Origin of the sequence: Nonomuraea sp. NPDC050547, assembly GCF_044457345.1 — a bacterium.
Classification (GTDB): domain Bacteria; phylum Actinomycetota; class Actinomycetes; order Streptosporangiales; family Streptosporangiaceae; genus Nonomuraea.
The window spans coordinates 200,276-224,952 of sequence record NZ_JBITGW010000009.1; the positions used below are offsets into that span (position 1 = coordinate 200,276).

Genomic DNA, 24,677 nt, shown 5'->3' on the forward strand with positions numbered 1-24,677 from the left:
TACCGTCGACGTCATGGTGATCACCTGGCGCCGGCTCGCCGAGGACGACTTCCCGCTGGTGAAGCAGTGGCTGGAGCGGCCGCACGTGGCCCGGTGGTGGAACCACGAGACCTCGGCGGAGGCCGTCGCGCGCGACTTCGGCCCGGCGGCCCGGGGCGAGGAGCCGTCGGAGGACCTGCTGGTCTTCCTCGACGGCCGTCCGCTGGGCCTGGTGCAGCGTTCCCGATACGCCGACTACCCCGAGTACGCCGAGGAGCTGGCCCCGATCCTCGACGTGCCCGGCGGCGCGGTCAGCATCGACTACCTGATCGGCGACGAGGAACAGGTGGGCAAGGGCCTGGGTCCGTCGATGATCCGCGCGCTCGTCGAGTCGACCTGGGCGGACCCGGAGGCGACCTGCGTGATCGTCCCGGTGTCCAAGGCCAACAGGGCCTCGTGGCGGGCGCTGGAGAAGGCGGGCCTGCGCCGGGTGGCGGAGGGCGAACTGGAGCCGGACAACCCGGTCGACGACCGGGACCACGTCATCTACCGGCTCGACCGCCCGGCGGGCGCGAGCGCCGGCGAGGGTGACGGCGAAGGGGCCGAGCGGGGGCGCGTACCGGCGTAAAGGACGCCGCAGACGATGAGAACGGCCGCGCCCGCCTTCGCCCAGCCGACGGGCTCACCGACGAACAGCGCGGCCGACGACATCCCGAACACCGGGATGAGCAGTGTGTAGGGGGCGACGACCGAGGCGTCGTAGCGGTGCAGCAGCCAGCCCCAGACGCCGAAGCCGCCGAGCGTGGAGATGAACGCCACGTAGCCCAGCGACAGCCAGCCCTCAAGCGGGGCGCTCAGCACGGGCACGCCTTCGACCGCGAACGACAGCAGGAACAGCGGCGGCGCCGACAGGGCGCTCACCCACACCATGAAGCGCAGCGAGTCGGGCGGCGCGGCGCGGCGCTGCATGATCGTCCCGACGCTCCACGAGGCGGCGGCGGCCACGCACAGCGCGAAGGCGCCGAACGGGCCCGAGGCGCCGAAGTCGACGGCGACGAGGACGAGGCCGCCGAGCGCGAGGGTCAGCCCGGTGATCCGGCGGCCGGTCAGCCGTTCGCCCAGCAGGGTTACCGCGAAGACGACGGTGAAGAGCGACTGGGCCTGCAGGACCAGTGAGGCGAGGCCGGGCGGCATCCCCGCCCGCATGCCGATGAGCAGAAAGCCGAACTGACCCACTCCAACCGCCGCCGCGACACCCGCGACCCAGCGCCACGGTACGCCCGGCCGTCCCACGAGCAAGAGCGCGGGGAAGGCGGCCAGGGCGAACCGGAGCGCCGCGTACAGCAGAGGCGGGAAGTGGCGCAGGCCCACTTCCATGACGACGAAGTTGAAGCCCCACACGGCCGCGAGGCCGACGGCGAGGGCCAGATGGCGCGGCCTCACTACTTGGAGGCGGGCTTCTGGGCGCGGATGCGCTGCTCGCGGGCCTGCTCGGCAAGCTTCTTGAGGTAGGAGGTCTCGGTCTTCTGTGCGGTGTTGTTTCTCATGCATATATTTTCTCTCGCTACACAATCAACCACAAGCGAGACTTTCTACGCTAAACCCTTTAGGATGGCTTACGAGAGGAGGCTCACACCTGATGCTGGATCTGAATCGGCTCAAAGCGCTGCACGCGGTGCACGTCTACGGCTCCGTGGGCGCCGCCGCCGACGCCCTCATGGTCACGCCCTCCGCGGTGTCGCAGCAGATCGCCAAGCTGGAGCGGGAGACCGGCTCACGGCTCATGGAGCGCAACGGGCGCGGTGTGCGGCTCACCGACGCCGCCGGGCTGCTCGCCGAACACGCCGAGCGCATTCTGGCCCTGGTCGAGACCGCGGAGGCCGACTTCGAGGCGCTGCGCGGTGAGGTGGTCGGCAAGCTCCACGTCGGCTCCTTCCCGACGGCCGCCCGCGGCCTGATGCCGCCCGCGCTCGGCACGCTGCGCGAGCGCCACCCCGACCTGCAGATCCTGCTCAACGAGCGGGAGCCGGAGCGCGTGGTGCGCGAGGTCGCCAGGGGAGAGCTCGACCTGGGCGTCGTCCAGGACTGGCTCAACCGGCCCATGGCCATCCCCGACGGGCTGTCCAAGGCGATCCTGCTCGACGACATCGCCGACGTGATCCTGCCCGCCGACCACCCCCTGGCCGACCGCAGGGAGATCGAGCTGGCGGAGCTGAGCGGCGAGCGGTGGATCAGCTCCTCGCCCGGCACCATCTGCCACGACTGGCTGGTCTACACGCTGCGCAGCGCCGACCTCGAACCCGAGATCGTCTCGATGGCCGACGAGTACCCGACGCAGATGGCGCTGGTCGCCGGCGGTCTCGGCTGCGCGATCGTGCCCAGGCTGGGCCGTGACTGCATGCCGTCGCGGGTGCGCGCGATCCCCACCCTGCCCCGGCAGACCCGCCGCATCTACGCCATCTGGCGCACCGACGCCGCCCGCCGTCCCGCCATCAGAGCCATGGTCGAAGCCCTGAAAGAAGCCGGAGCCCACACCTGAGCCCTCAGGCGGGCTCAGCTGAGGGCGATCGTCACCACGCCGCCGAGGATCACCCCGGCGGCCAGGAGCCTGCGGCGCAGGTCACCCTCGGCCAGCAGCCTGCCGCCGAGCAGGACCGCGATGAGCACGCTGATCTCCCGCGTCGGCGCCACCACGCTGACCGGCGCCATCGTGAACGCGAACAGCACCAGCAGGTAGGACAGCGGAATGAGCACGGCCGCACCCAGCACGCGCCAGCGGTGCTCGCGCCAGATCGCCCCGATCCGCAGCCGCCGCCCGCCCTTCAGCATCGCCGGGGTCAGCGCCAGCGCGCGCCCCGCCTCGCCCAGGTAGTTCAGCACCAGCGGCGCCACCGCGAACGCGCCGACCACCTGCGCGTCCCACACCGTGTACGCCGCGATGAACACCCCGGTCCCCAGCCCGAACCCCAGCCCACGGGCGTCGGCCCTGCCACCGCCGCTCATCATGAACACCCCGGCCCCGACCAGCGCGATGCCCGCGATCCCCGCGATGCCGGGCCGCTCGCCCAGGAACAGCACCGCCACCAGGCTGGCCAGCATCGGCCCGGTACCCCGCGCCACCGGATACACCGTCGACAGGTCGCCGTACCGGTAGCCGCGCTGCAGCAGGACGAAGTAGCCGAGGTGCAGCGCCGTGCTGACGCAGACCACCGCCACGTCGCTCCACCGCACCGACGTGTCCGTGACGAGCAGGAACCCGGCGAAAACCGGACCCCACATGACGGTCGAGGCGACCGCGACCAGCCAGAGGAAGACCAGGCCGTCGGCCTGGGAGGCCTTCTTGCTGAGGAGATTCCAGGTGGCGTGCGCCACGGCGGCGACGAGGACGAGAGCGAGGGCCCAGGCGTTCAAGCGATGAGCTCCTTCCGGGTACGCGGATAGGAGCCTCCAGGCTTTTGTCCCGTCAGCTGTACGGCCCAGGGCCGCGGCGCCGCTCGGACCTGTCTCCCCGGCCCTGGTTGTGGTTCATCAGGGCGGACCGGAACGCGGAACCCTAGGCGCAGTCAAGGCGACTTTACCTTCGGTGCCCTTTTCGGACGAGACCGGGTCGCCTATCGGCGCCATCGAAACGGATAGGCTGTGCCACACCATGGCTGAGACCACCGTCGTTCACCTGCTGCGCCACGGTGAGGTGCACAATCCCCACGGCATCCTTTACGGCAGACTGCCCGGCTACCACCTGTCCGAGACGGGTCAGCAGATGGCCGAGATGGTCGCCAAGGCCGTCGCCGGCCGCGACATCGTGGCCCTGTACTCCTCCCCGCTGGAACGTGCCCGCGAGACCGCCGCACCGCTGGCCACCGCGCTCGGCCTGCCCGTGGAGCCCGACGACCGGCTGGTGGAGGCGGGCAACCTCCTGGAGGGCCGCACTGCCGGCCCGGGCCTCGGGATCCTGCGCGACCCGCGTAACTACCGCTACTTCTACAACCCGTGGAAGCCCTCGTGGGGCGAGCCGTACCTGGAGATCGTCCAGCGGATGCGCACGGTGATCGAGGACGCCCGCGCCGCCGCGCGCGGGCACGAGGCGGTGCTGGTCAGCCACCAGCTCCCGATCTGGGCGATCAGGCTGGCGGCCGAGGGACGCCGGTTGTCGCCCGACCCGCGGCGACGTCAGTGCGCCCTGGCCAGCCTCACCAGCCTCACCTTCGACCAGGACCGGCTGATCAGCGTCGGCTACAGCGAGCCCGCCGGGTCTCTGCGGAAAGGTCATGGTCCGCCGGGAGCCTGAGCCCTGGTGTTCGGGGCGTGCGACCTCGCCGGTAGAGTTGCAAGCTCTACCGGTTGTAGTACAAGGAGATCATCCTCCCGTGCGCGCGACGTCCCTCTCCCTCGCCCTGCTGACTGTCCTGGTCGCGGGGTGCGCGGGCAACCAGAGCGGCCAGCCGCAGGCCGGTGACACCCGCTTCATCGCCGGCGACGGGAAGATGCAGATCTTCCCCGCCGCCGAGCGCAAGCCCGCCCCCGCCGTCGAAGGGCCGACGCTCGACGGCGGCACCGCCTCGCTGGCCGGGCACAAGGGCAAGGTCGTGGTGATCAACTTCTGGGCTTCCTGGTGCGGGCCCTGCCGGGCCGAGGCACCGGTGCTCAAGGACGTCGCGGCCAAGACCAAGGCCAGTGGCGTGGAGTTCCTCGGCATCGACTTCAAGGACCGCAAGGCCGACGCGATCGCGTTCGAGCGCACCGAGCAGTCCGGCTACCCGAGCATCTTCGACCAGCCCGGCGAGGTGGCGCTGTCCTTCCAGGGCACCGTGCCGCCGGCGGCCATCCCGTCCACGCTGATCATCGACAAGCAGGGCAGGATCGCGGCCAGGGCGCTGGGCGCGGTGAAGTTCACCGACCTGATGAACACCGTCACCAAGGTCCGCGATGAATGAGGTCGTGGCCTCGGGGTCGCTGCTGCTGGCCGTGCCGATCGCGGTGCTCGCCGGGATCGTGTCGTTCCTGTCGCCGTGCGTGCTGCCGCTGGTGCCGGGCTACCTGTCGTACGTGACCGGGATGAGCGCCGACCCCAAGCGCGGGCGGCTGGTGCTGGGCACCGTGCTGTTCGTGGCCGGGTTCGCGGTGGTGTTCGTGCTCAGCGGGGCGCTGTTCGGCGGGCTCGGCTCGCTGGTGCTCGGCAACGCCCAGGTGATCACGCGGGTGCTCGGGGTGCTGACGATCGTGCTCGGGCTGGCCTTCCTCGGCCTCGTACCGGGTTTCATGCGGGACGTGCGCATCCACCGCAAGCCCGCCGCCGGGCTGGCGGGGGCGCCGCTGCTCGGCATCGTGTTCGGGCTCGGCTGGACGCCGTGCATCGGCCCGACGCTGGCCGTCGTGCTCGCGCTCGGGCTGAACGAGGGCAGTGCGGCGCGCGGCGCGACCCTGGCCGTCTTCTACGCGCTGGGGCTCGGGCTGCCGTTCGTCGTGGCGGCGCTGGCGTACAGCAGGGCGCTGCGGACGTTCGCGGCGATCCGTAAGCACTCCCAGCTCATCACCCGCATCGGCGGGGGCATGATGGTCGCCGTCGGAGTCCTTCTCGTCACCGGGTTGTGGGGACAGATGATCGCGAGCCTGCAGGGGCTCATCGGCGGATTCCAGCCGGTGATCTGATGGCCGTTCAGGAGATGGAGAAGCAGGCGCCCAAGCCGCCCGGGTTCGGCCCGGTGGCCTGGCTGCGCTGGACGTGGCGCACGCTCACCTCGATGAAGACGGCGCTGCTCCTGCTGTTCTTGTTCGCGTTGGGCTCGATCCCCGGCTCGCTGATCCCGCAGCGCGGCGTCGAGCCGGACAAGGTCGCGCAGATCTACATCAACGACCCGGTCCGCGCCGAGTGGTACGAGCGCTTCCAGCTCTTCGACGTCTTCAACTCGGTCTGGTTCGCCGCGATCTACCTGCTGCTGTTCGCCTCGCTGGTCGGCTGCATCGTGCCGCGGACCACGACGTACTTCAAGGAACTGCGGCGCAAGCCGCCGGCCGCGCCCCGCCACCTGTCGCGCCTGCCCCACCACACGGTCCTCGACGGGGAGCTCACCGTGGAGGTGGCCGCCCGACGGCTGCGCAAGCTGCGCTTCCGCGTCGAGACCGGCGACGGCTGGGTCTCGGCCGAGAAGGGCTTCCTGCGCGAGACCGGCAACCTGCTCTTCCACATCTCCCTGCTCGGCCTGCTGGTCGCCGTGGGCATCGGCGCGGTGTTCGGCTACCGGGGCAACGTGCTGGTCGTGGAGGACGAGGGCTTCGCCAACACCGTCGCCGCCTACGACCGGTTCATGCCGGGCAACCGGGTCTCGGCCGAGTCGCTGGAGCCGTTCTCCTTCACGCTCGACGAGTTCAAGGCCTCCTACCAGGTCGGCGGCGACCCGACGAAGGTCGGCCAGCCGCTCGACTTCTCGGCCCACCTCAAGGTCAGCGACGCGCCCGGCGCGCCCAAGCGCGACTACGAGCTGAAGGTCAACGAGCCGCTGGAGATCAACGGCACCCAGACCTACCTGATCGGCAACGGCTACGCGCCGTTCTTCCGCATCACCGACGGCAAGGGCCAGGTCGCCTTCGAGGGCGCGGTCCCATGCCTGATCGAGTTCCCGGCCACCCGGGTCTCCGGCTGCGTGCTCAAGGCGCCCGACGCCCAGCCGGGTCAGCTCGGCTTCCTCATGCGCTTCCTGCCGACCATCGCGCCGGCCCAGGGCGGCGGCTTCACCTCCAGCTTCCCCGGCGACCTCATGCCGAGGGTTCAGGTCCTCGGCGCCTTCACGGGCGACTTCGGAGTGCGCTCGGGACGACCCCAGTCGGTGTACGAGCTGGCGCCGCCCGACGTCATGAAGAAGCTCAAGCCGCTGGTCATGGGCTCCACGGCACCCGAGCCGCTGGCCCCCGGCCAGTCGTTCGACCTGCCCGACGGACTCGGCAAGCTGGAGTTCGTCGAGGTCAAGGAGTGGATGACGCTCCAGATCGCCTACGATCCCGGCCGCGTGCCCGCCCTGCTCGCCGCCGGTCTCGCCACCGTGTCCATCGTGTTCTCGCTGGTGATCCGCCGCCGCCGCGTGTTCGTCCGGGTCAAGGACGGCGCGGCAGAGGTGGGCGGCCTCACCCGTACCGAGGGTTCCGCCGCGGGCTTCACCGAGGAGTTCGCCGACATCGTCAAGGTCCTATCAGCTGGAGACAAGGATGTCCGCTGAAGTACTGGCCGAGGCGAGCGACCAGCTCGTCGTCGGCGCCGTGCTCCTCTACCTCGCCGCCATGATCGGCTTCGCTCTGGAGCTGGCCTACGGCAAGGCCCGTACCGACGCGCCCGCCAAGGGCCGCGTCAAGCAGCCCGCGACCGTCGGCGCCCCGCAGGACGAGGCTCCCGACCAGATCGCGGTTCCCGCCGAGCCCGAGCCGCCCGCCTGGGCGGGCACCGCGGGCAAGGTGGGGATGGCCCTGGCCTGGGTCGGCTGGGGGGCCAACGCCGCCGCCATCGTCACCCGCGGGCTGGCGGTGGAGCGCTGGCCCTGGGGCAACATGTACGAGTTCGTGGTCGCCATCTGCCTGGCCGCCGTGACCGCGTTCCTGGCCACGCAGCTGCGCGCCAACGTGCGCTTCCTCGGCCCGTTCGTCATGGTCGTGGCGGTGCTCGGGCTCGGCGCCGCGGTGAAGTTCCTCTACACCGCCGCCGGTCCCGTGGTGCCCGCGCTCAACTCCTACTGGATCGCCATCCACGTCTCCGCCGCGATCCTGGCCAGCGGCCTGTTCATCGTGGCCGGCGCGGCCGGCGTGCTCTACCTCATCCGCGGCGACGGCCTCTCACGCCTGCCCACCCGCTCCGACCTGGAGCGGGTCGCGCACCGTGCGATCGTCGTGGCCTTCCCCGTCTGGACCTTCGCGGTGATCGCCGGCGCGCTGTGGGCCGACAAGGCGTGGGGGCGCTACTGGGGCTGGGACCCCAAGGAGGTCTGGTCGTTCATCACGTGGGTGGCCTACGCCGCCTACCTGCACGCCAGGGTCACGGCCGGCTGGCGCGGCAGGGCCGCCACGATCGTGCAGCTCGTCGCCTTCGCCTGTCTGATGTTCAACCTGGTCGGCGTCAACATCTTCCTCGGCGGCATGCACAGCTACGCCGACGTCGGCAACTAGCCGCGGACGCTCACTCCTCCCCGCGCATCCGCTTGTCGAGGTCGCGCAGGAACTCCGGGTCGTCCTCCGGTCCCTTGGGCGGATCCTGGCGCGGCGGCGCCGGGCGCCGCGGCATGCGCGGGGGACCGTCCTCGGCGGCGCCACGGGTGGGCCTGCCGAGCAGGAACCACAGAAGCCCGCCCACCACGGGGACGAGGATGATGACGAGCACCCAGAGGGTCTTTGGCACGTTCCGCACCTCGTCTTCCGGCGTCGTGATGACGTCGAACAGGGAGTAGAGCCAGAAAGCCAGCACCGCCAGGGTGACCAGGACACCTGCCATGCCCGAACTGTAAGCCATCCGAGGCGTGATCGTGCTTGCTCGGTGTCCCATTTCGGATGACTCGGGAAGATCGGCCGCGTACCGTGGAACCGGATCAGGTGGGGCGGAGGGGTTTCACCTGATGGGCAGGGTGTCTAGGGGTGAGATGGCCTTCTCCAGCGACAAGGGCCGGCATCGACGTGGACGTTGGTGGCGGCGCGGGTCCTACCTCTTCTCGCGCCGCGGTGACGCGCCGCCGGAGGCGGACCGCTCGTTCTGGTCCCGTGACACGCCCGCGGAGGGCTTCCGCGAGGCCGAGCGGAAGCGCGCGGACCGGCCGGCCGGGGGAGACGGGCCGTCCTTCCGCGCACAGCCGCAGGCCGAGCGGAGCGTGTGGCCGTTCCGAAGACGCGAGCGCGTCGAGCGCGCGGAAGAGGCGGAGCAGGCGCGGCGACCCGAGCGGGCCGACGAGCCCGGCTGGCGGCGCGAGCGGCTGCCCGCCGCGGTCGTGGAGCGGCCGCAGTACACCTGGCACGACTTCGAGCTCACCGACCTGCCGCCGCGCGCGCAGCCCAACCGGCCCGACGCGCCCGTCCAGGCGGACGGCTTACGGCACTGCGGCGACCTGGAAGCCGTCCTGCACCGCCAGTGGGACGCCAGGCTCGGTCCGCCCTCGCCGGAGGCCGTGCGCGCCGTGGAAAGCCTCGCCCGGCTGCCGGAACGGCTGAAGCGCAAGCTCGCCATCGGGCTCGAAGGCATCTACGTGGGCGCCGGCGGCGTCCCCGACCTCGACGACATGGGCTACCTGCGCGGCGCCCCCCTGCCCTCCGGCAAGGCCTCCTGGGACATCTGCGCCGGCGCGTACGGCGACCGCAAGATCGTCGTCGGCGATAGGCCTTCTCCCACCCCCGACGTGATGATGCACGAGGTCGGCCACGCCCTCGACGACATCGACTCCCCGCATGGCGATTGGGTCTCCGACTTGCCCGAGTTCGTGGCACTCTACGAGAAGGCCGCTCCCATGCTGGCCTCCGCCTTCCACCGGCAGGGCGGGGGGCTCGGCCGCAAGGAGTTCTTCGCGGACGCCTTCGCCGCGATCTCCTCGCGCCAGCGTCCCGCGCTGGTCGACATGCTGGGCGGTGACACGCGGATGGCCCTCGACGTCATGTTGTTCTTCAACCGGCGCTACGGAATCTAGGTGATGAGCGATGTACGTCATCCGGCTCGCTGACGGGACCCTGCGCGTGCCGCAGAGCCTGACCAGTGAAGACGGGCGTCTCATCGGCAACGCGTATGTGGAACTGGAGCCCGGGGATCCCGACTACGAGCGATGGCTGCCGGAGTCGTGCACCGAGGAAGAGGCGGCCGAGCGGCGTGCGCGCTGGGCGGCGGAGAACGACGAGCTGGAACAGGAGTTCCTGGCCTTCAAGGCGGAGCAGGAGGACGCCTGACATCGGGGGACAACCCTGACCGACGGGGGGTGGTGGTCACCGCGACGGCCTGAGGGGTGGAGGCCGGGTCGTGGTTCGGGTCGTCCGGGCAATGTACGTAGAGGGCGTGGGCACGCGTGCCGGGATTCAGCGCGGGGTGGGGCGCTCGTTTCGGTCCTCGGCCACGGGGGCCGGGCCGTACCGGCGAGAAGAGCGTGCCTGTGGGATCCGTGGCGGTGATCCTGCGGCGCAGGATCACCGACCTGACGGAACGTCAAACGCGCGGGGACTCACCTGCCGGCCGTTCGGCCGTAAGAACATCCTCGCCTCTAAGAAGGGCGTGCACTTCCGACTCGCGGAAGCGACGGTGCCCTCCGGGGGTGCGGATACTGCTGATGCGGCCTGCCGCAGCCCAGCGTGTAACCGTCTTTGGGTCTACCCGGAAGAGGGCGGCAACCTCTCCTGGGGTCAGCAGACGCTCGCTGCTACTCTCCACCAATCTCTCCCCCTCGCATCCCGCTTCCTGCCAGCGGGCGGACAGGTAACCAGTGTGTCGAGCGAAGCCTGATTTATCCGTGGTTTTCGACAAAGATCACGGGTTGTTATCGGCTGACTGCCCGATTGTTATATGATAGAGCCTCTTTGGGGCTCTCGTGGGTGTTTCTTTACGAAACACCCTGACTGGGAACAGTAGCAGTGCTCGCGCCCGATGCGAAGAGCGGCAGCCGGTACGGCTCGCAGGGGCACGACCAGGAGCGAGTAGCCTCTGACCTGTGCATCCCGTTCTCGTTTACACCGCGTCGCGCATCGGCTTGTTCACCGTGACTCTCGGTGTCCTGTACTTGCTCGGACTGCAAAATCCGCTGGTGCTGATCCTGGTGGCTTTCCTGATCAGCGGTGTGGCCAGCTACGTCCTGCTGTCCAAGCAGCGTGACGCCATGAGCGCCCGCATCAGCGACAAGATCAACCGGCCTAAGCCGCAGGACGACTAGGGCAGAGGGAACATGCCAATCCGGGCATGGTACTCCCGTCCGAGTCGAGTTGTGTCACTACCAACGAGTAGTCCACGGCTGTACGCCAGAAAAGCCTTGACGCCGATACCGCGTTCACGTCCCGGATTCCACGCCAGCGCCTTTCCGGTGCGCGGATCGAGGGCGGCGATGCCCTCTCTGGGCACGGCGCCGGGCCCCGCCGAGTCACGGCCGCGCGGGTTGTTCATCCAGCGCTGATGCCCGCCCACGTAGACGGCCGCGCCGGTCGCCGCGACCGAGTAGAGCGAGTCGCCGCCGGTGTGGTTCACCCAGGTCGGCCTGACGCGCTGGCTCCTGGTGTGGGTCTCGAACCTGGCCGCGCTGTCGCACAGGCGGCGCGGGTCGCCGTTGCCGCCGGTCGTGACGACCACGAAATAGTCGCCTCCGGGTGACAGGTCGAGGCCGCGTACATAGCTGGGGAAGACGTCCTGGCACCGCGGCTCGTACGCGGCCGTGCGCCAGTTGGCCACCCGGGGCGTCGCCGTGGAGATGTCGATCACGCCCAGCTGGGGCCGCGGCTCGCCGTCGAGCGTGGTGAAGCTGCCGTCGACCACCAGCCGGTCGGCGCTCGCGGCCAGCGCGTGGACCTTGACCTTGGGGGTGCGGGGCAGGCCGGGCTCGATGGCGAAGCGCGGGTCGGCGGCGCCGGTCGTGGCGTCGAGCCTGGCCAGGGCGGTTCTCGGCGAGGTGAAGTCGCCGCCGGTGTAGAGGTGGGCGCCGCGCCTGGCCAGCGTGGTCACGGCGCCGCCGGACACGCGCGGGGTGAAGCCGCGTACCGTCGAGCCGTCGGACAGGCTCAGGCGGGTCAGCGCGCGCGCCCGCGTGCGGTTGACCGACGGGAAGTCGCCGCCGACGTAGACGGTGCCGTCGGCGCCGGCGGCCAGGGCGTGGACCGGGCCGGCGACGTCGGGGGCGAAATCGGTCAGGACGGCGCCGGTGGCCAGGTCGAAGGCGAAGAGGTTGCTCCGGGGGAAGGTGGTCGTGCGTCTCGCGTCGGCTACCTCGCTGAACGAGCCGCCGACCACCACCGTGCCGCCCACCAGGGCGATGGTGTTGACGATGCCGTCGAGGACATGGGGGGTGGTGTCGGCCGGGTTGGCGGACACCACGCGGGTGTGCGTGACAGGGGCCATCGTGATGACCGCTGCAAGGGTGACACGCGCGAACATTCGCCAAGTTCTAGCAGACGGTGCGTTATGGAGTGGCTACTTTCCGTTGGTTGTCGGGATAGGGCACACGCGATGAGGGCCTTACGGGCGGGGGCAATAGGCTTGCCGCATGACCCGCGCTCAGTTGGACAAGCAGCCGCACGAGGTCGCCGCGATGTTCGATCGCACGGCCCGGCGCTATGACCTCGTCAACGATGTGATCTCGTTCGGTCAGGTGCGCTACTGGCGCAAGGCGGTCGCCGCGGCCGTGGACGCGGGGCCCGGCGAGGTGGTCCTCGACCTGGGCGCGGGGACGGGCACCTCCACCGACAGCTTCACCACGCTGGGCGCGCGGGCGATCGCCTCCGACTTCTCGCTGGGCATGCTCCAGACCGGTGTGCGCCGCCATGGAGGCAACGCCCTCAGCGGCCCGGGGATCCCGTTCGTCGCGGGTGACGCGATGCGGCTGCCGTTCGCCGACGACAGCTTCGACGCGGTGACGATCTCGGTGGCGCTGCGCAACGTGCACGACACCCCGGTGGCGCTGCGCGAGATGCTGCGCGTCACCAAGCCGGGCGGCCGGTTGGTGATCATGGAGTTCTCGCACGTGACCGTCAAGTCGTTCGACCTCTTCTACCGCGAGTACCTGATGAAGATGCTGCCCAAGGTGGCCAAGGTCCTCGGCTCCAACGACGACTCCTACGAGTATCTGGCCGAGTCCATCAGAGACTGGCCGGACCAGCCGTCGCTGGCGCGGATCATCCAGGAGGCCGGCTGGGAACGTGTCGCCTGGCGCAACTTGAGCCTCGGCATCGTCGCCATGCACCGCGGCTTCAAGCCCGCCTCATGAACGAACCCCCCGACTGCCACTTTGCCCCGTAAAAGCGTTAGACTGCGGGCCGACAAGTTTGTGAAGGGGTTCACAAAGGAACGAAGGCGCCATACCCCACGGCCTTCGAGCGTGTAGGACAGGACAGTCCAGTGACCGTGCCAGCAGCCATACGCCAAGCGCAGGAGCTCGCCACGAGAGAGCGAGGCACGATGCCAACGAGTGGTGAGCGGGCGCGACCATGAACACAGTTGACGCCGACGTCATCGTCGTCGGCGCCGGTCCCTCAGGCTCCGCGACCGCGTTCTACCTGGCCCGAGCAGGGCTGGACGTGCTCCTCCTGGAGAAGACGCGTTTCCCCAGGGAGAAGGTCTGCGGAGACGGCTTGACCCCACGCGCGGTCAAGCAACTGCAGAACATGGGCGTCGACATCGACGGGCCCGGCTGGATCAGGAACAAGGGTCTGCGGGTCGTCGGCGGCGGGCTCCGCTTCGAGCTCGACTGGCCGCAGCTCGACAGCTTCCCCGACTTCAGCCTGGTCCGCACCCGCCAAGACTTCGACCAGATCATGGCCGCCCACGCGGTCAAGGCCGGGGTACGCCTCATGGAGGGCGTCAACGTCACCGGGCCGATCCTGGACGACCGCAGCGGGCACGTGACCGGTGTCACCACCAAGGACGGCGCGACCTACCGCAGCCGCCTCGTGGTCGCCGCCGACGGGAACAGCACGCGCATGGCGCTCGGGATGGGGCTGCACAAGCGCGAGGACCGTCCGATGGGCGTGGCCGTACGCACCTATTTCCAGAGCCCGCGCCACGACGACGACTACCTCGAGACGTGGCTCGAACTGTGGGACCAGGACACGCTGCTGCCGGGCTACGGGTGGATCTTCCCCGTCGGCGACGGCACCAGCAACGTCGGGCTCGGCCTTCTCAACACCAGTGACGCCTTCGGCAAGATCGACTACCGTGAACTCCTCAAGCGGTGGTGCAGGAACATGCCCGCCGAATGGGCCTTCACCGAGGAGAACATGACGGGGCCGATCCGCGGTGCGGCCCTGCCGATGGCCTTCAACAGGCAGCCGCACTACACCCGCGGCCTGGTGCTCGTCGGCGACTCCGGCGGCGCCATCAATCCGTTCAACGGCGAGGGCATCGCCTACGCCATGGAGACGGGCGAGATCGCGGCCGAGGTGATCGCGAAGGCGCTTCGCGGCACCACTCCCGCGCAGCAGGAACGTATCCTGCGCACGTACCCGCAGGTCCTCAAGGACGCGTATGGCGGATATTTCACCTTGGGCAGATTGTTCGTCGAAGCGATCGGGAAGCCAGGTGTGATGAGCTTCGGTACGAGGCACGGGCTGCCTCACCCGAGGCTGATGCGCTTCGCGCTCAAACTCCTTGGTAATCTCACCGACCGGCGAGGCGATGCGTCAGACAGGATCATCAACGCACTCTCGAAGGTCGCCCCACCAGCATGAACCGCAGACCCACCCGGCAAACTTATAGGTCAGACTGCGCGCCCGCGCGCGTTGCGACAGAAGAGGAGGCGTAGCGATGGACCTTTATGTGCCCATCCTGGTGCTCGCCATTCTCGCGGGAGGCTTCGCGATCTTCTCGGTCGCGGTCGCTCCGTTCACCGGTCCCAAGCGCTGGAACCGCGCCAAGCTTGACGCCTACGAATGCGGCATCGAGCCGACGCCCCAGCCTGTCGGTGGCGGACGCTTCCCGCTGAAATACATGATCACCGCGATGCTGTTCATCGTGTTCGACATCGAGATCATCTTCCTTTATCCGTGGGCGGTCTCCTTCGCCCCGCTGAAGGGCGCCGACGGCCAGGTGATCGCCTCGGGCCTCGGGGTGTTCGCGCTGGTCGAGATGGTGCTGTTCATCGTCACCGTGCTTGTCGCCTATGCGTACGTGTGGCGCCGCAAGGGTCTGGACTGGGACTGATTATGGGACTTGAAGAGAAACTCCCCAGCGGGTTCATCCTCACCACGGTCGAGCAGGCCGCCGGTTGGGCGCGCAAGAACTCCGTATGGCCGGCCACGTTCGGCCTCGCATGTTGCGCCATCGAGCTGATGGCCACCGGTGGCCCCCACTTCGACCTGGCGCGCTTCGGCATGGAGCGCGCTTCGGCGTCTCCCCGCCAGGCCGACCTGATGATCGTCGCCGGCCGCGTGTCGCAGAAGATGGCGCCGGTCGTGCGCCAGATCTACGACCAGATGGCCGAGCCCAAGTGGGTCATCTCCATGGGCGTGTGCGCCTCCAGCGGCGGCATGTTCAACAACTACGCCATCGTGCAGGGCGTGGACCACATCATCCCGGTCGACGTCTACCTGCCCGGCTGCCCGCCGCGGCCGGAGATGCTGATCGACTCGATCGTGAAGCTGCACGACAAGATCCAGAACATGAAGTTCGGCGCGCACCGCAAGAAGCAGATCGACGAGCTCGAACTGCAGGCCCTGCGTACGCTTCCGCTGATCGACCAGGGGGCGGGCAAGTGAGCGACAACCTCCCCGAGGTACCGGGGACCGAGCCGCCGCAGACGCCGATCGCCCGGCAGGGCATGTTCGGCGCCCACGACACCGGCGACACCTCGGGCTACGGCGGCCTCGTCGTACGGCGGGCCCCCGAACTGTCCACCCCCCGCCCCTTCGGCGGCTACTTCGACGCCCTGGTCGACACCCTCGACCTGGACGACGCCATCGAGCGCGTCGTCGTCGACAGGGGCGAGCTGACCCTCCACGTCAAGCGCGAGCGCCTGGTGGAGGTCCTGCAGAAGCTGCGCGACGACGCCGGCCTGCGCTTCGAGCTGTCGCTCGGCGTGACCGGCGTGCACTACCCGCACCTGCAGGGCGAGGAGCTTCACTCGGTCGTCCACCTGGTCTCGATCACGCACAACACCCGGGTGCGCGTCGAGACCTGCGCGCCGGACGACGACCCGCACATCCCGTCGTCGGTCGGCGTCTACCCGACGCACGACTGGCACGAGCGCGAGGCGTACGACTTCTTCGGCATCGTCTACGACGGACACCCCGCGCTGACGCGGATCATGATGCCGGACGACTGGGACGGTCACCCGCAGCGCAAGGACTACCCGCTGGGCGGCATCCCGGTCGAATACCGCGGCGCCACGATCCCCGCGCCGGACGAGAGGAGGTCCTACGCATGAGCGAGCCGCGTCGAGCTTCATGCGTTGACGACCGAAGGGAGGATCACTCGTGAGCACCGGCTACGACGAGGCGACCGAGGGCAAGGTCTACTCGGTCAGCGGCGGCGACTGGGACGAGGTCGTCACCAGCGCGCGCGACTCCGAGGAAGAGCGCCTGGTCATCAACATGGGCCCGCAGCACCCGTCCACGCACGGCGTGCTCCGCCTGGTCCTGACCCTCGACGGTGAGACGGTCACCGAGGCGCGCGGCGTCATCGGCTACCTGCACACCGGCATCGAGAAGAACATGGAATACCGGACGTGGACCCAGGGGACCACGTTCGTGACCCGCATGGACTACCTCGCGCCGATCTTCAACGAGACCGCGTACTGCATGGGCGTGGAGAAGCTGCTCGGCATCACCGACCAGGTCCCCGAGCGGGCCCAGGCGATCCGCGTGATGATGATGGAGCTCAACCGCATCGCCTCGCACCTGGTCGCGATGGGCACGTTCGGCATGGAGCTGGGCGCGACGACGCCGTTCCTGTTCGGCTACCGCGACCGCGAGCTGATCATGGACCTGTTCGAGTACATCACCGGCCTGCGCATGAACCACGCCTACGTACGGCCGGGCGGCGTCAGCGTCGACCTGCCCGCGGGCGCCGTGGACAAGGTGGGCGAGTTCCTCAAGGAGATGCCCAAGCGGATCAAGGACGTCCGCAAGCTTCTCGACGAGAACCCCGTCTACGTCCGCCGGACCAGGGACGTCGGCTACCTCGACCTGACCGGCTGCATGGCGATGGGCGTCACGGGCCCGATCCTGCGCGCCGCCGGCCTGCCCTGGGACCTGCGCAAGTCGCAGCCCTACAGCGGCTACGAGACCTACGACTTCGAGGTCGCCACCGAGCGCGGCTGCGACGTCTACTCCCGCTACCTGGTGCGCATGAAGGAGATGGAGGAGTCCCTCAAGATCATCGAGCAGGCTCTCGACCGGATCGCCGGTCCGCTCAAGGGCAAGCCCGTGATGATCGAGGACAAGAAGATCGGCTGGCCGGCGCAGCTCGCGCTCGGCCCCGACGGCTTCGGCAACTCGCCCGACCACATCGCGCACATCATGAGCAGCTCCATGGAAGCCCTGATCCACCACTTCAAGCTGGTGACCGAGGGCTTCCGGGTGCCGGCCGGCCAGGCGTACGCCTCGATCGAGTCGCCCAAGGGCGAGCTCGGCGCGTACGTGGTCAGCGACGGCGGCACCCGGCCTTACCGCGTGCACTTCCGCGAGCCCTCCTTCACGAACCTGCAGGCCTTCCCCGCCATGACGGAAGGCGGACAGGTCGCCGACGTGATCGCCGCGGTGGCTTCTATCGACCCGGTTATGGGAGGTGTTGACCGGTGAGTTATTCACCGGAGGTCCGCGAGCGTCTTGAGCGGGACGCGAAGGAGATCATCGGGCGCTACCCGAAGACTCGTTCCGCGCTGCTGCCCCTGCTGCACCTGGTGCAGTCGGAGGAGGGCTACGTCTCCGACGACGGTCACGAGTTCTGCGCGGAGATCCTGGGCCTGAGCAAGGCCGAGGTGGTGGGCGTCTCGACGTTCTACACCATGTACAAGCGCCGCCCGGCCGGAGACTTCCACGTCGGCGTCTGCATCAACTCCCTGTGCGCCGTCATGGGCGGCGACCAGATCTGGGAAGAGCTGTCGGAGCACGTCGGCGTCGGTCACGAAGAGGCGACCGCCGACGGCAAGGTCTCGCTTGAGCGCATCGAGTGCAACGCGGCCTGCGACTTCGCCCCGGTCATGATGGTCAACTGGGAGTTCTTCGACAACCAGACGCCCGACTCGGCCAAGCAGCTCGTCGACGACCTGCGTGACGGCAAGAGCGTCTCGCCGACCCGCGGCCCGAAGAAGCTCTGCTCCTTCAAGGAGGCCTCGCGCGTGCTCGCCGGGCTGCCCGACGAGCTGGCGGGCGACGGCCCCTCGGCCGCCGGCGCCTCGCTGGAGGGCCTCAAGGTCGCCAAGGCCAACGGATGGAAGGCCCCTGAGGCATGACGACTACGCTGACGCCGGTCCTGACCGCCAACTGGGACCAGCCCAACTCCTTCACGCTCGAGGGCTACGGCCCCTACGAGGCGGCGAAGAAGGCCCTCGGCATGGATCCCGACGCGGTCATCCAGGCCGTCAAGGACTCCGGCCTGCGCGGTCGCGGCGGCGCGGGCTTCCCCACCGGCATGAAGTGGGGCTTCATCCCGCAGGGTGACGGCAAGCCCCACTACCTCGTCGTCAACGCCGACGAGTCGGAGCCGGGCACCTGCAAGGACATCCCGCTGATGATGGCCAACCCGCACTCGCTGGTCGAGGGCATCATCATCACGTCCTACGCCATCCGCGCCAACCACGCCTTCATCTACGTACGCGGCGAGGTGCTCCACGTCATCCGCCGGCTGCACGCGGCCGTGCGCGAGGCGTACGAGAAGGGCTACCTCGGCAAGGACGTCTTCGGCTCCGGGTATGACCTCGACCTGGTCGTGCACGCGGGCGCGGGGGCGTACATCTGCGGCGAGGAGACGGCGCTGCTCGACTCGCTCGAAGGGCGTCGCGGTCAACCTCGGCTCAAGCCCCCGTTCCCGGCCGTGGCGGGCCTGTACGCCTCGCCTACTGTCGTGAACAACGTGGAGTCGATCGCCAGTGTTCCCTCGATCCTCACCAACGGCGCCGACTGGTTCGCCGGGATGGGGACGGAGAAGTCGAAGGGCTTCGGCATCTTCTCGCTGAGCGGGCACGTCACGCGGCCCGGCCAGTTCGAGGCGCCGCTGGGCATCACGCTGCGCGAACTGCTCGACATGGCCGGCGGGATCCGCGCGGGCCACGAGCTCAAGTTCTGGACCCCGGGCGGCTCCTCCACGCCGATCTTCACCGCCGAGCACCTGGACGTGCCGCTCGACTTCGAGCAGGTCGGCCTCAAGGGCTCGATGCTCGGCACCCGCGCGCTGCAGATCTTCGACGAGACCACCTGCGTGGTTAGGACCGTGCTGCGCTGGACGGAGTTCTACGCCCACGAGTCCTGCGGCAAGTGCACGCCCTGCCGCGAGGGCACCTACTGGCTCAAGCAGGTGCTCAAGCGCCTGGAAGCCGGTCAGGGCACCGAGGAGGACCTGTCCACGATCACCGACATCGCGGACAACATCCTCGGCCGGTCCTTCTGCGCCCTGGGCGACGGCGCGGCCAGCCCGATCCACTCGTCGGTGAAGTACTTCCGCGACGAGTACCTCAAGCACTTCGAGGTCGGCGGCTGCCCGTTCGACGCGAAGAAGTCCACTGTCTGGGGTGACCAGTGACGACCACCGCTGTAGAAACCTCCCTGGTGACCCTGAGCATCGACGGCTTCCAGGTCAGCGTCCCCAAGGGCACCCTGATCATCCGGGCCGCCGAGCTCCTGGGCATCCAGATCCCGAGGTTCTGCGACCACCCGCTGCTCGACCCGGCGGCCAACTGCCGCCAGTGCCTGGTCGACATCCCCGACGCCGGCAACGGCCGCGGCTTCCCCAAGCCGCAGCCCTCCTGCGCGATCGAGGTCGCCCAGGGCATGGTCGTGCAGACCCAGCTCACCTCGCCGGTGGCCGAGAAGGCGCAGCGGGCGGCCATGGAGTTCCTGCTCCTCAACCACCCGCTCGACTGCCCGGTCTGCGACAAGGGCGGCGAGTGCCCCCTGCAGAACCAGGCGATGTCCAACGGCCAGGGCGAGTCCCGCTTCCACGAGCACAAGCGGACCTTCCCCAAGCCGCTGCCGCTCTCGACGCAGGTGCTGCTCGACCGCGAGCGCTGCGTGCAGTGCGCGCGCTGCATCCGCTTCTCCGACCAGATCGCCGGCGACCCGTTCATCGACTTCTTCGAGCGCGGGGCCAAGGAGCAGGTACGGGTGGCCGACGGCCAGCCGTTCGAGTCCTACTTCTCGGGCAACACCGTCCAGATCTGCCCGGTGGGCGCGCTGACCGGTGCCGCCTACCGCTTCCGCGCCCGGCCGTTCGACCTGGTCTCCTCGCCGAGCGTCTGCGAGCACTGCGCCTCTGGGTGCGCCCAGCGCACCGACCACCGCCGCGGCCGGGTCACCCGCCGGCTGGCCGGTGACGAGCCGCAGGTCAACGAGGAGTGGAACTGCGACAAGGGCCGCTGGGCGTTCACCTACGCCACGCAGCCCGACCGGCTGAAGACGCCGCTGGTCCGCAACGAGGAGGGCGTGCTCGTCCCGGCCTCCTGGCCCGAGGCGCTGGCCGTCGCGGCCGAGGGCCTGGCCGCGGCCCGCGGCAGGACCGGTGTCCTGCTCGGCGGCCGGCTGACCGTCGAGGACGCCTACGCCTACTCCAAGTTCGCCAGGCTCGCGCTCGGCACCAACGACATCGACTTCCGCGCCCGGCCGCACTCGGCCGAGGAGACCCAGTTCCTCGCCCACGCCGTCGCCGGCAAGGGCATCGAGGTCTCCTACACCGACCTGGAGCAGGCCCCGGCCGTCGTCCTGGTCGGCTTCGAGCCCGAGGAGGAGTCGCCGATCGTCTTCCTGCGCCTGCGCAAGGCCTGGAAGAAGCACGGACTGAAGGTCACCGCGATCGCGCCGTTCGCCGCCAAGGGGCTGGCCAAGATGGGCGGCACGCTCATCCGCACCGCCCCCGGTGCCGAGGCCGAAGCCATCGGCGACCTCATCGGCACGCTGGCCGAGGGCACGATCGTGCTCGCCGGCGAGCGGCTCGCCACCGCCCCGGGCGCCCTGTCGGCTCTGGTACGGCTGAGCGCCGCCTCCGGCGCCAAGGTCGCCTGGATCCCGCGCAGGGCCGGCGAGCGTGGCGCCATCGAGGCCGGCGCGCTGCCGAACCTCCTGCCGATCGGCCGTCCGGTCGAGGACGAGAGCGCCAGGGCGGAGATCGCCAGGGCGTGGAACGTCGCCTCGCTGCCGGCCACCCCGGGCCGCGACACCGACGGCATCCTGGCCGCCGCGCGGGCCGAGGAGATCGACGCGCTGGTGATCGCCGGCGTCGACCCCTACGACCTGGCCGACCCGGCCGCCGCACTGGCCGCGCTGGAGAACACACCGTTCATCGTCAGCCTGGAGATCCGCGCGAGCGCGGTCACCGACCGCGCCGACGTGGTGCTGCCCGTCGCGGCCGTGCAGGAGAAGTCCGGCACGTTCGTCAACTGGGAGGGCCGCGGCCGCTCGTTCGAGGCGCCCATCCGGGTGCCCGGCCTGCAGAGCGACCTCCACGTGATCGGCAACCTGGCCGACCGTCTGGACGTGCACCTGGGTCTGCCCGACGCCAAGGCCGCCCGCCGCGAGCTCGGCTCGGTCGGCGCCTGGCGCGGCAGCCACGTGGCCGCGCCCAACGTCGGCGGCGGCGCCGCCGGGGCGCCGCAGGCGGGTCAGGCGCTGCTGGCGACCTGGCACCTGCTGCTCGACGACGGCCGCATGCAGGACGGCGAGCCCTACCTCGCGGGCACCTCCCGCGCGGCCGAGGCGCTGGTCTCCGAGAGCACCGCCGCCGAGATCGGCGTGGGCGACGGCGACAAGCTCGTCATCGGCGACGCGATCACGCTGCCGGTGCGCATCGCCGAACTGCCCGACCGTGTGGTGTGGGTGCCGGCGAACTCCGGCGGCAGCTCGGTCACCCGCGACCTGCGCGCGGTGTCCGGCGACATCGTCACGATCGGGAGCGCTTCATGATCCTCCTCGCCACGGAACCGACCCTGGCCGACTTCGGCAAGGATCCGCTCTGGATCACCATCGTCAAGGCGCTGATGCTCTTCGTCTTCCTGATGCTGGGGATCCTGTTCGGCGTCTGGTACGAGCGCAAGCTCATCTCCAAGCTGCAGAACCGCATCGGCCCCAACCGGGCGGGCAAGTTCGGCCTGCTGCAGTCGGTGGCCGACGGCCTGAAGATGGGCCTCAAGGAAGACCTGTTCCCGAACACCGTGGACAAGGCGCTCTACCTGATGGCTCCGGTCATCATGGTGATCCCCGCGTTCCTGGCCTTCTCGATCACGCCGTTCGCCGGCATGGTCAACCTGTTCGGCGTGCAGACGCCGCTGCAACTGGTGGACCTTCCGGTCGCGGTGCTGTTCATGCTGGCCATGGGCGCCATCTCGGTGTACGGCGTCGTGCTGGCCGGGTGGTCGTCGCGCTCGCCGTACGCGCTGCTGGGTGGTTTGCGGAGTGCGGCGCAGGTGGTCTCCTACGAGATCGCCATGGGACTGTCCTTCGTCGGCGTGTTCCTGTTCGCGGGGACGCTGTCCACGTCGGAGATCGTCAAGGCGCAGGCCACGGGCGGGGAGTTCTGGGGCATCCCGATGCCCTCCTGGTACGTGGTGCTGCTGCTGCCGTCCTTCCTGATCTTCGTGATCTGTGGCTTCGGCGAGGCCGCCCGTATCCCGTTCGACCTGCCCGAGGGCGAGGGCGAGCTGGTCGGCGGGTTCCAGACCGAGTACTCCTCCTCGCTGAAGTTCGCCCTGATCATGATGGGCGAGTACCTGCACACGTTCACCGCGTCGGCGATGGCGATCACGCTGTTCCTGGGCGGCTGGCAGGCGCCCTTCGGCCTGCCGGACGAGGGCTGGTGGGGACTGCTCTGGTTCTTCATCAAGTTCGTCCTGGTCTTCTCCTTCGTGGTCTGGGTACGGGCCTCGCTGCCGCGTGTCCGCTACGACCAGCTGATGTCGCTGGGCTGGAAGGTCCTCATCCCGCTGAACCTGGCGTGGATCATGCTCGTGGCCTCGGTCCGGGCGATCATGTACGTCAAGGAGGGTCCGACCTCCGGCTTCGAGGGAAGCATGGCGGTCGTCCTGACGATCACCGCCGTCGTGGTCCTCGGCGCGCTCGGCATCTGGGCCCGGTTCGACACCGTCAACCAGCGCCGCAAGGAAGCCGAGAAGGCCAAGGTCGCCGCGGAGTTCGAGGAGCTGGACCGCGAGCCGACCGCCGGCGGATTCCCGGTGCCGCCGCTCGATCTGCCGCACTACCACGGGGTGCAGCACAAGGAGGTTCCCAGTGGGACTAACTGATTGGCTGAACCCCGTCAAGGGCTTCGGCGTCACCTTCCACACGATGTTCAAGAAGCCCGTCACGGTGAACTACCCGGAGGAGAAGCGGCCCACGGCCCCTCGCTTCCACGGTCGCCACCAGCTCAACCGCTGGCCCGACGGGCTGGAGAAGTGCGTCGGCTGTGAGCTGTGCGCATGGGCGTGTCCGGCCGACGCGATCTACGTCGAGGGCGCGGACAACACCGAGGAGGAGCGTTTCTCCCCGGGCGAGCGCTACGGGCGCACCTACCAGATCAACTATCTGCGGTGCATCCTGTGCGGTCTCTGCATCGAGGCTTGCCCGACTCGCGCGCTCACCATGACCAACGAGTACGAGCTGGCCGACACCAACCGTGAAAGCCTCATCTACACCAAGGAGATGCTGCTCGCACCGCTGACGCAGGGCATGGAGCAGCCGCCGCACCCGATGCGGCTCGGTGAGACCGAAGAGGACTACTACCGCCTGGGACGGACCAATGGGTGAGCAAGTCACTTTCTGGGTGCTCGCCGTCGTGTCCGTGTCGGCGGCCCTGGGCGTGGTGTTCAGCCGCAAGGCGGTCTACTCCGCGCTGATGCTGGGCGGCGTCATGCTCTGCCTGTCGGTGCTGTACGCGGCGCAGGACGCGCCGTTCCTCGCCGCGGTGCAGATCATCGTCTACACCGGCGCCGTCATGATGCTCTTCTTGTTCGTGCTCATGCTGGTGGGCGTCGACTCCTCCGACTCCTTCGTGGAGACGTTGAAGGGGCAGCGCTTCTGGGCCGCGATCGCCGGGCTCGGCTTCGCCTCGCTGATCATCCTGGCCGTCGGCAACGCCGTCTTCGGCAACGCCAAGGGCCTGGCCGCGGCGACCGGTCAGGGCGGCTACATCCGCTCGCTGGCCGGGCAGATCTTCACCCGCCACGTGTTCGCCTTCGAGGTGACCTCGGCGCTGCTGATCACCGCGGCGCTCGGCGCGATGGTCCTCGCCCACCGCGAGCGGCTCACCGCCAAGGCCACGCAGAAGGACCTCTCGCGCGCCCGGTTCCAGGGCGACCAGCCCTCGCCGCTGCCCGGCCCCGGCACGTACGCCCGGAGCAACGCCATCGACATGCCGGCGCTGCTGCCCGACGGCTCGGTCTCCGAGAAGTCGGTCAACCGCTACATCGCGCGCTACGACGTCGAGCACGGCCACCTGCCCGCCGACCCGAAGCTCGCCGAGGCGATCAAGCACTCGGTCGAGGTCGAGGAGGACTCGAAGTGACGACGCAGTACCTGATCCTCTCGGGGCTGATTTTCGCCATTGGCGCGCTCGGTGTGCTGATCAGGCGTAACGCGATCGTGGTGTTCATGTGCGTGGAGCTGATGCTCAACGCCTGCAACCTCGCGTTCGTCACCTTCGCCAGGCAGAACGGCAACCTCGAAGGCCAGATCATCGCGTTCTTCGTGATGGTGGTGGCCGCGGCCGAGGTCGTGGTCGGTCTGGCCATCATCGTGACGATCTTCCGAACCCGCAGGTCGGCGTCCGTGGACGACGCGAACCTGCTGAAGTACTGAGGGGTGACTGGTGGATCCCGTTAAGATCGCCGATTTCGCCGGCAGCGGCGCGATCGGTGTGTCAT

General features: G+C 69.3%; 28 protein-coding genes. 23 read left to right on the plus strand and 5 right to left on the minus strand.

Annotation, left to right across the window (positions count from 1 at the left end):
- Positions 1-13: 13 nt before the first annotated feature.
- Positions 14-607 carry a GNAT family N-acetyltransferase gene (locus tag ACIBHY_RS23550; protein WP_397307707.1) on the plus strand — a complete coding sequence of 198 codons (594 nt, stop codon included), beginning with the start codon at positions 14-16 and terminating at the stop codon, positions 605-607.
- Here the strand turns inward: ACIBHY_RS23550 and ACIBHY_RS23555 are convergent.
- Positions 526-1,422 (minus strand): EamA family transporter, encoded by an 897-nt coding sequence (locus tag ACIBHY_RS23555; protein ID WP_397247628.1) that lies wholly within the window; start codon positions 1,420-1,422, stop codon positions 526-528. The genes ACIBHY_RS23550 and ACIBHY_RS23555 overlap by 82 nt on opposite strands.
- A 196-nt stretch (positions 1,423-1,618) precedes the next feature.
- Between ACIBHY_RS23555 and ACIBHY_RS23560 the strand changes: the two genes are divergently transcribed.
- Positions 1,619-2,518 (plus strand): LysR family transcriptional regulator, encoded by a 900-nt coding sequence (locus ACIBHY_RS23560; protein WP_397307708.1) that lies wholly within the window; start codon positions 1,619-1,621, stop codon positions 2,516-2,518.
- Positions 2,519-2,532: 14 nt separating this feature from the next.
- On the opposite strand, the gene ACIBHY_RS23565 is transcribed toward ACIBHY_RS23560, so the two are convergent.
- A complete protein-coding gene (locus ACIBHY_RS23565) occupies positions 2,533-3,390 on the minus strand; it encodes an EamA family transporter (protein WP_397247632.1) in 858 nt (285 codons plus the stop codon).
- Between the two features lie 238 nt (positions 3,391-3,628).
- Between ACIBHY_RS23565 and ACIBHY_RS23570 the strand changes: the two genes are divergently transcribed.
- The 5 genes from ACIBHY_RS23570 (at position 3,629) to ccsA (ending at position 8,127) form a co-directional block, all read left to right on the plus strand.
- On the plus strand, positions 3,629-4,267 hold the full coding sequence (locus ACIBHY_RS23570; RefSeq protein ID WP_397247634.1) for a histidine phosphatase family protein: 639 nt from the start codon (positions 3,629-3,631) through the stop codon (positions 4,265-4,267).
- Positions 4,268-4,346: 79 nt separating this feature from the next.
- Positions 4,347-4,913, plus strand: coding sequence for a TlpA family protein disulfide reductase (locus ACIBHY_RS23575; RefSeq protein ID WP_397307709.1), 567 nt, complete (start codon positions 4,347-4,349; stop codon positions 4,911-4,913).
- Positions 4,906-5,628, plus strand: coding sequence for a cytochrome c biogenesis CcdA family protein (locus tag ACIBHY_RS23580; RefSeq protein ID WP_397307710.1), 723 nt, complete (start codon positions 4,906-4,908; stop codon positions 5,626-5,628). Before ACIBHY_RS23575 ends, ACIBHY_RS23580 begins: the two co-directional genes overlap by 8 nt.
- The gene (locus ACIBHY_RS23585) at positions 5,628-7,190 is read left to right on the plus strand and encodes a cytochrome c biogenesis protein ResB (protein WP_397307711.1); all 1,563 of its coding nucleotides are present in this window, start codon (positions 5,628-5,630) and stop codon (positions 7,188-7,190) included. The genes ACIBHY_RS23580 and ACIBHY_RS23585 overlap by 1 nt, the downstream gene beginning before the upstream one ends.
- Positions 7,180-8,127: a cytochrome c biogenesis protein CcsA gene (ccsA, locus tag ACIBHY_RS23590; RefSeq protein WP_397307712.1), complete on the plus strand. Its 948-nt coding sequence runs from the start codon at positions 7,180-7,182 to the stop codon at positions 8,125-8,127. Before ACIBHY_RS23585 ends, ccsA begins: the two co-directional genes overlap by 11 nt.
- Before the next feature lie 10 nt (positions 8,128-8,137).
- On the opposite strand, the gene ACIBHY_RS23595 is transcribed toward ccsA, so the two are convergent.
- A complete protein-coding gene (locus ACIBHY_RS23595; RefSeq protein ID WP_397247644.1) occupies positions 8,138-8,449 on the minus strand; it encodes a PLDc N-terminal domain-containing protein in 312 nt (103 codons plus the stop codon).
- Between the two features lie 130 nt (positions 8,450-8,579).
- On the opposite strand from ACIBHY_RS23595, the gene ACIBHY_RS23600 reads away from it, so the two are divergent.
- On the plus strand, positions 8,580-9,626 hold the full coding sequence (locus ACIBHY_RS23600) for a hypothetical protein (RefSeq protein ID WP_397247646.1): 1,047 nt from the start codon (positions 8,580-8,582) through the stop codon (positions 9,624-9,626).
- A 10-nt stretch (positions 9,627-9,636) separates the two neighbouring features.
- Positions 9,637-9,879: a hypothetical protein gene (locus tag ACIBHY_RS23605; protein WP_379625274.1), complete on the plus strand. Its 243-nt coding sequence runs from the start codon at positions 9,637-9,639 to the stop codon at positions 9,877-9,879.
- 253 nt (positions 9,880-10,132) lie between these two features.
- On the opposite strand, the gene ACIBHY_RS23610 is transcribed toward ACIBHY_RS23605, so the two are convergent.
- Positions 10,133-10,354: a BldC family transcriptional regulator gene (locus ACIBHY_RS23610; RefSeq protein ID WP_157248821.1), complete on the minus strand. Its 222-nt coding sequence runs from the start codon at positions 10,352-10,354 to the stop codon at positions 10,133-10,135.
- Between the two features lie 277 nt (positions 10,355-10,631).
- Here ACIBHY_RS23610 and ACIBHY_RS23615 point away from each other — a divergent pair, with 277 nt between their 5' ends.
- Complete coding sequence (locus ACIBHY_RS23615; RefSeq protein WP_397247648.1) at positions 10,632-10,850, plus strand: DUF4229 domain-containing protein; 219 nt, start codon at positions 10,632-10,634, stop codon at positions 10,848-10,850.
- Here the strand turns inward: ACIBHY_RS23615 and ACIBHY_RS23620 are convergent.
- On the minus strand, positions 10,847-12,058 hold the full coding sequence (locus tag ACIBHY_RS23620; protein ID WP_397307713.1) for a hypothetical protein: 1,212 nt from the start codon (positions 12,056-12,058) through the stop codon (positions 10,847-10,849). The genes ACIBHY_RS23615 and ACIBHY_RS23620 overlap by 4 nt on opposite strands.
- A gap of 109 nt (positions 12,059-12,167) precedes the next feature.
- Between ACIBHY_RS23620 and ACIBHY_RS23625 the strand changes: the two genes are divergently transcribed.
- The 13 genes from ACIBHY_RS23625 (at position 12,168) to nuoK (ending at position 24,612) form a co-directional block, all read left to right on the plus strand.
- On the plus strand, positions 12,168-12,887 hold the full coding sequence (locus ACIBHY_RS23625; protein WP_184958610.1) for a demethylmenaquinone methyltransferase: 720 nt from the start codon (positions 12,168-12,170) through the stop codon (positions 12,885-12,887).
- Positions 12,888-13,107: 220 nt separating this feature from the next.
- The gene (locus tag ACIBHY_RS23630) at positions 13,108-14,346 is read left to right on the plus strand and encodes a geranylgeranyl reductase family protein (protein WP_397247652.1); all 1,239 of its coding nucleotides are present in this window, start codon (positions 13,108-13,110) and stop codon (positions 14,344-14,346) included.
- 76 nt (positions 14,347-14,422) lie between these two features.
- Positions 14,423-14,818: an NADH-quinone oxidoreductase subunit A gene (locus tag ACIBHY_RS23635; RefSeq protein ID WP_184958606.1), complete on the plus strand. Its 396-nt coding sequence runs from the start codon at positions 14,423-14,425 to the stop codon at positions 14,816-14,818.
- Positions 14,819-14,820: 2 nt separating this feature from the next.
- Positions 14,821-15,372, plus strand: coding sequence for an NADH-quinone oxidoreductase subunit B family protein (locus tag ACIBHY_RS23640; protein WP_184958604.1), 552 nt, complete (start codon positions 14,821-14,823; stop codon positions 15,370-15,372).
- A complete protein-coding gene (locus ACIBHY_RS23645) occupies positions 15,369-16,040 on the plus strand; it encodes an NADH-quinone oxidoreductase subunit C (protein ID WP_397307714.1) in 672 nt (223 codons plus the stop codon). Before ACIBHY_RS23640 ends, ACIBHY_RS23645 begins: the two co-directional genes overlap by 4 nt.
- Positions 16,041-16,089: 49 nt before the next feature.
- Complete coding sequence (locus ACIBHY_RS23650; RefSeq protein WP_397247656.1) at positions 16,090-17,415, plus strand: NADH-quinone oxidoreductase subunit D; 1,326 nt, start codon at positions 16,090-16,092, stop codon at positions 17,413-17,415.
- A complete protein-coding gene (gene nuoE, locus ACIBHY_RS23655; protein ID WP_397247658.1) occupies positions 17,412-18,068 on the plus strand; it encodes an NADH-quinone oxidoreductase subunit NuoE in 657 nt (218 codons plus the stop codon). The genes ACIBHY_RS23650 and nuoE overlap by 4 nt, the downstream gene beginning before the upstream one ends.
- Entirely contained in the window at positions 18,065-19,354 is a 1,290-nt protein-coding gene (nuoF, locus tag ACIBHY_RS23660) for an NADH-quinone oxidoreductase subunit NuoF (RefSeq protein ID WP_397247660.1), read from the plus strand. The genes nuoE and nuoF overlap by 4 nt, the downstream gene beginning before the upstream one ends.
- Positions 19,351-21,726, plus strand: a complete 2,376-nt coding sequence (locus tag ACIBHY_RS23665; protein ID WP_397247662.1) for an NADH-quinone oxidoreductase subunit G — start codon at positions 19,351-19,353, stop codon at positions 21,724-21,726. The genes nuoF and ACIBHY_RS23665 overlap by 4 nt, the downstream gene beginning before the upstream one ends.
- Complete coding sequence (gene nuoH, locus ACIBHY_RS23670; RefSeq protein WP_397247664.1) at positions 21,723-23,060, plus strand: NADH-quinone oxidoreductase subunit NuoH; 1,338 nt, start codon at positions 21,723-21,725, stop codon at positions 23,058-23,060. Before ACIBHY_RS23665 ends, nuoH begins: the two co-directional genes overlap by 4 nt.
- Positions 23,047-23,562, plus strand: coding sequence for an NADH-quinone oxidoreductase subunit NuoI (gene nuoI / locus ACIBHY_RS23675; RefSeq protein WP_090931991.1), 516 nt, complete (start codon positions 23,047-23,049; stop codon positions 23,560-23,562). The genes nuoH and nuoI overlap by 14 nt, the downstream gene beginning before the upstream one ends.
- A complete protein-coding gene (locus ACIBHY_RS23680; RefSeq protein WP_397247666.1) occupies positions 23,555-24,319 on the plus strand; it encodes an NADH-quinone oxidoreductase subunit J in 765 nt (254 codons plus the stop codon). The genes nuoI and ACIBHY_RS23680 overlap by 8 nt, the downstream gene beginning before the upstream one ends.
- Positions 24,316-24,612 (plus strand): NADH-quinone oxidoreductase subunit NuoK, encoded by a 297-nt coding sequence (nuoK, locus tag ACIBHY_RS23685; RefSeq protein WP_184958585.1) that lies wholly within the window; start codon positions 24,316-24,318, stop codon positions 24,610-24,612. Before ACIBHY_RS23680 ends, nuoK begins: the two co-directional genes overlap by 4 nt.
- The last annotated feature ends 65 nt before the right edge of the window (positions 24,613-24,677 follow it).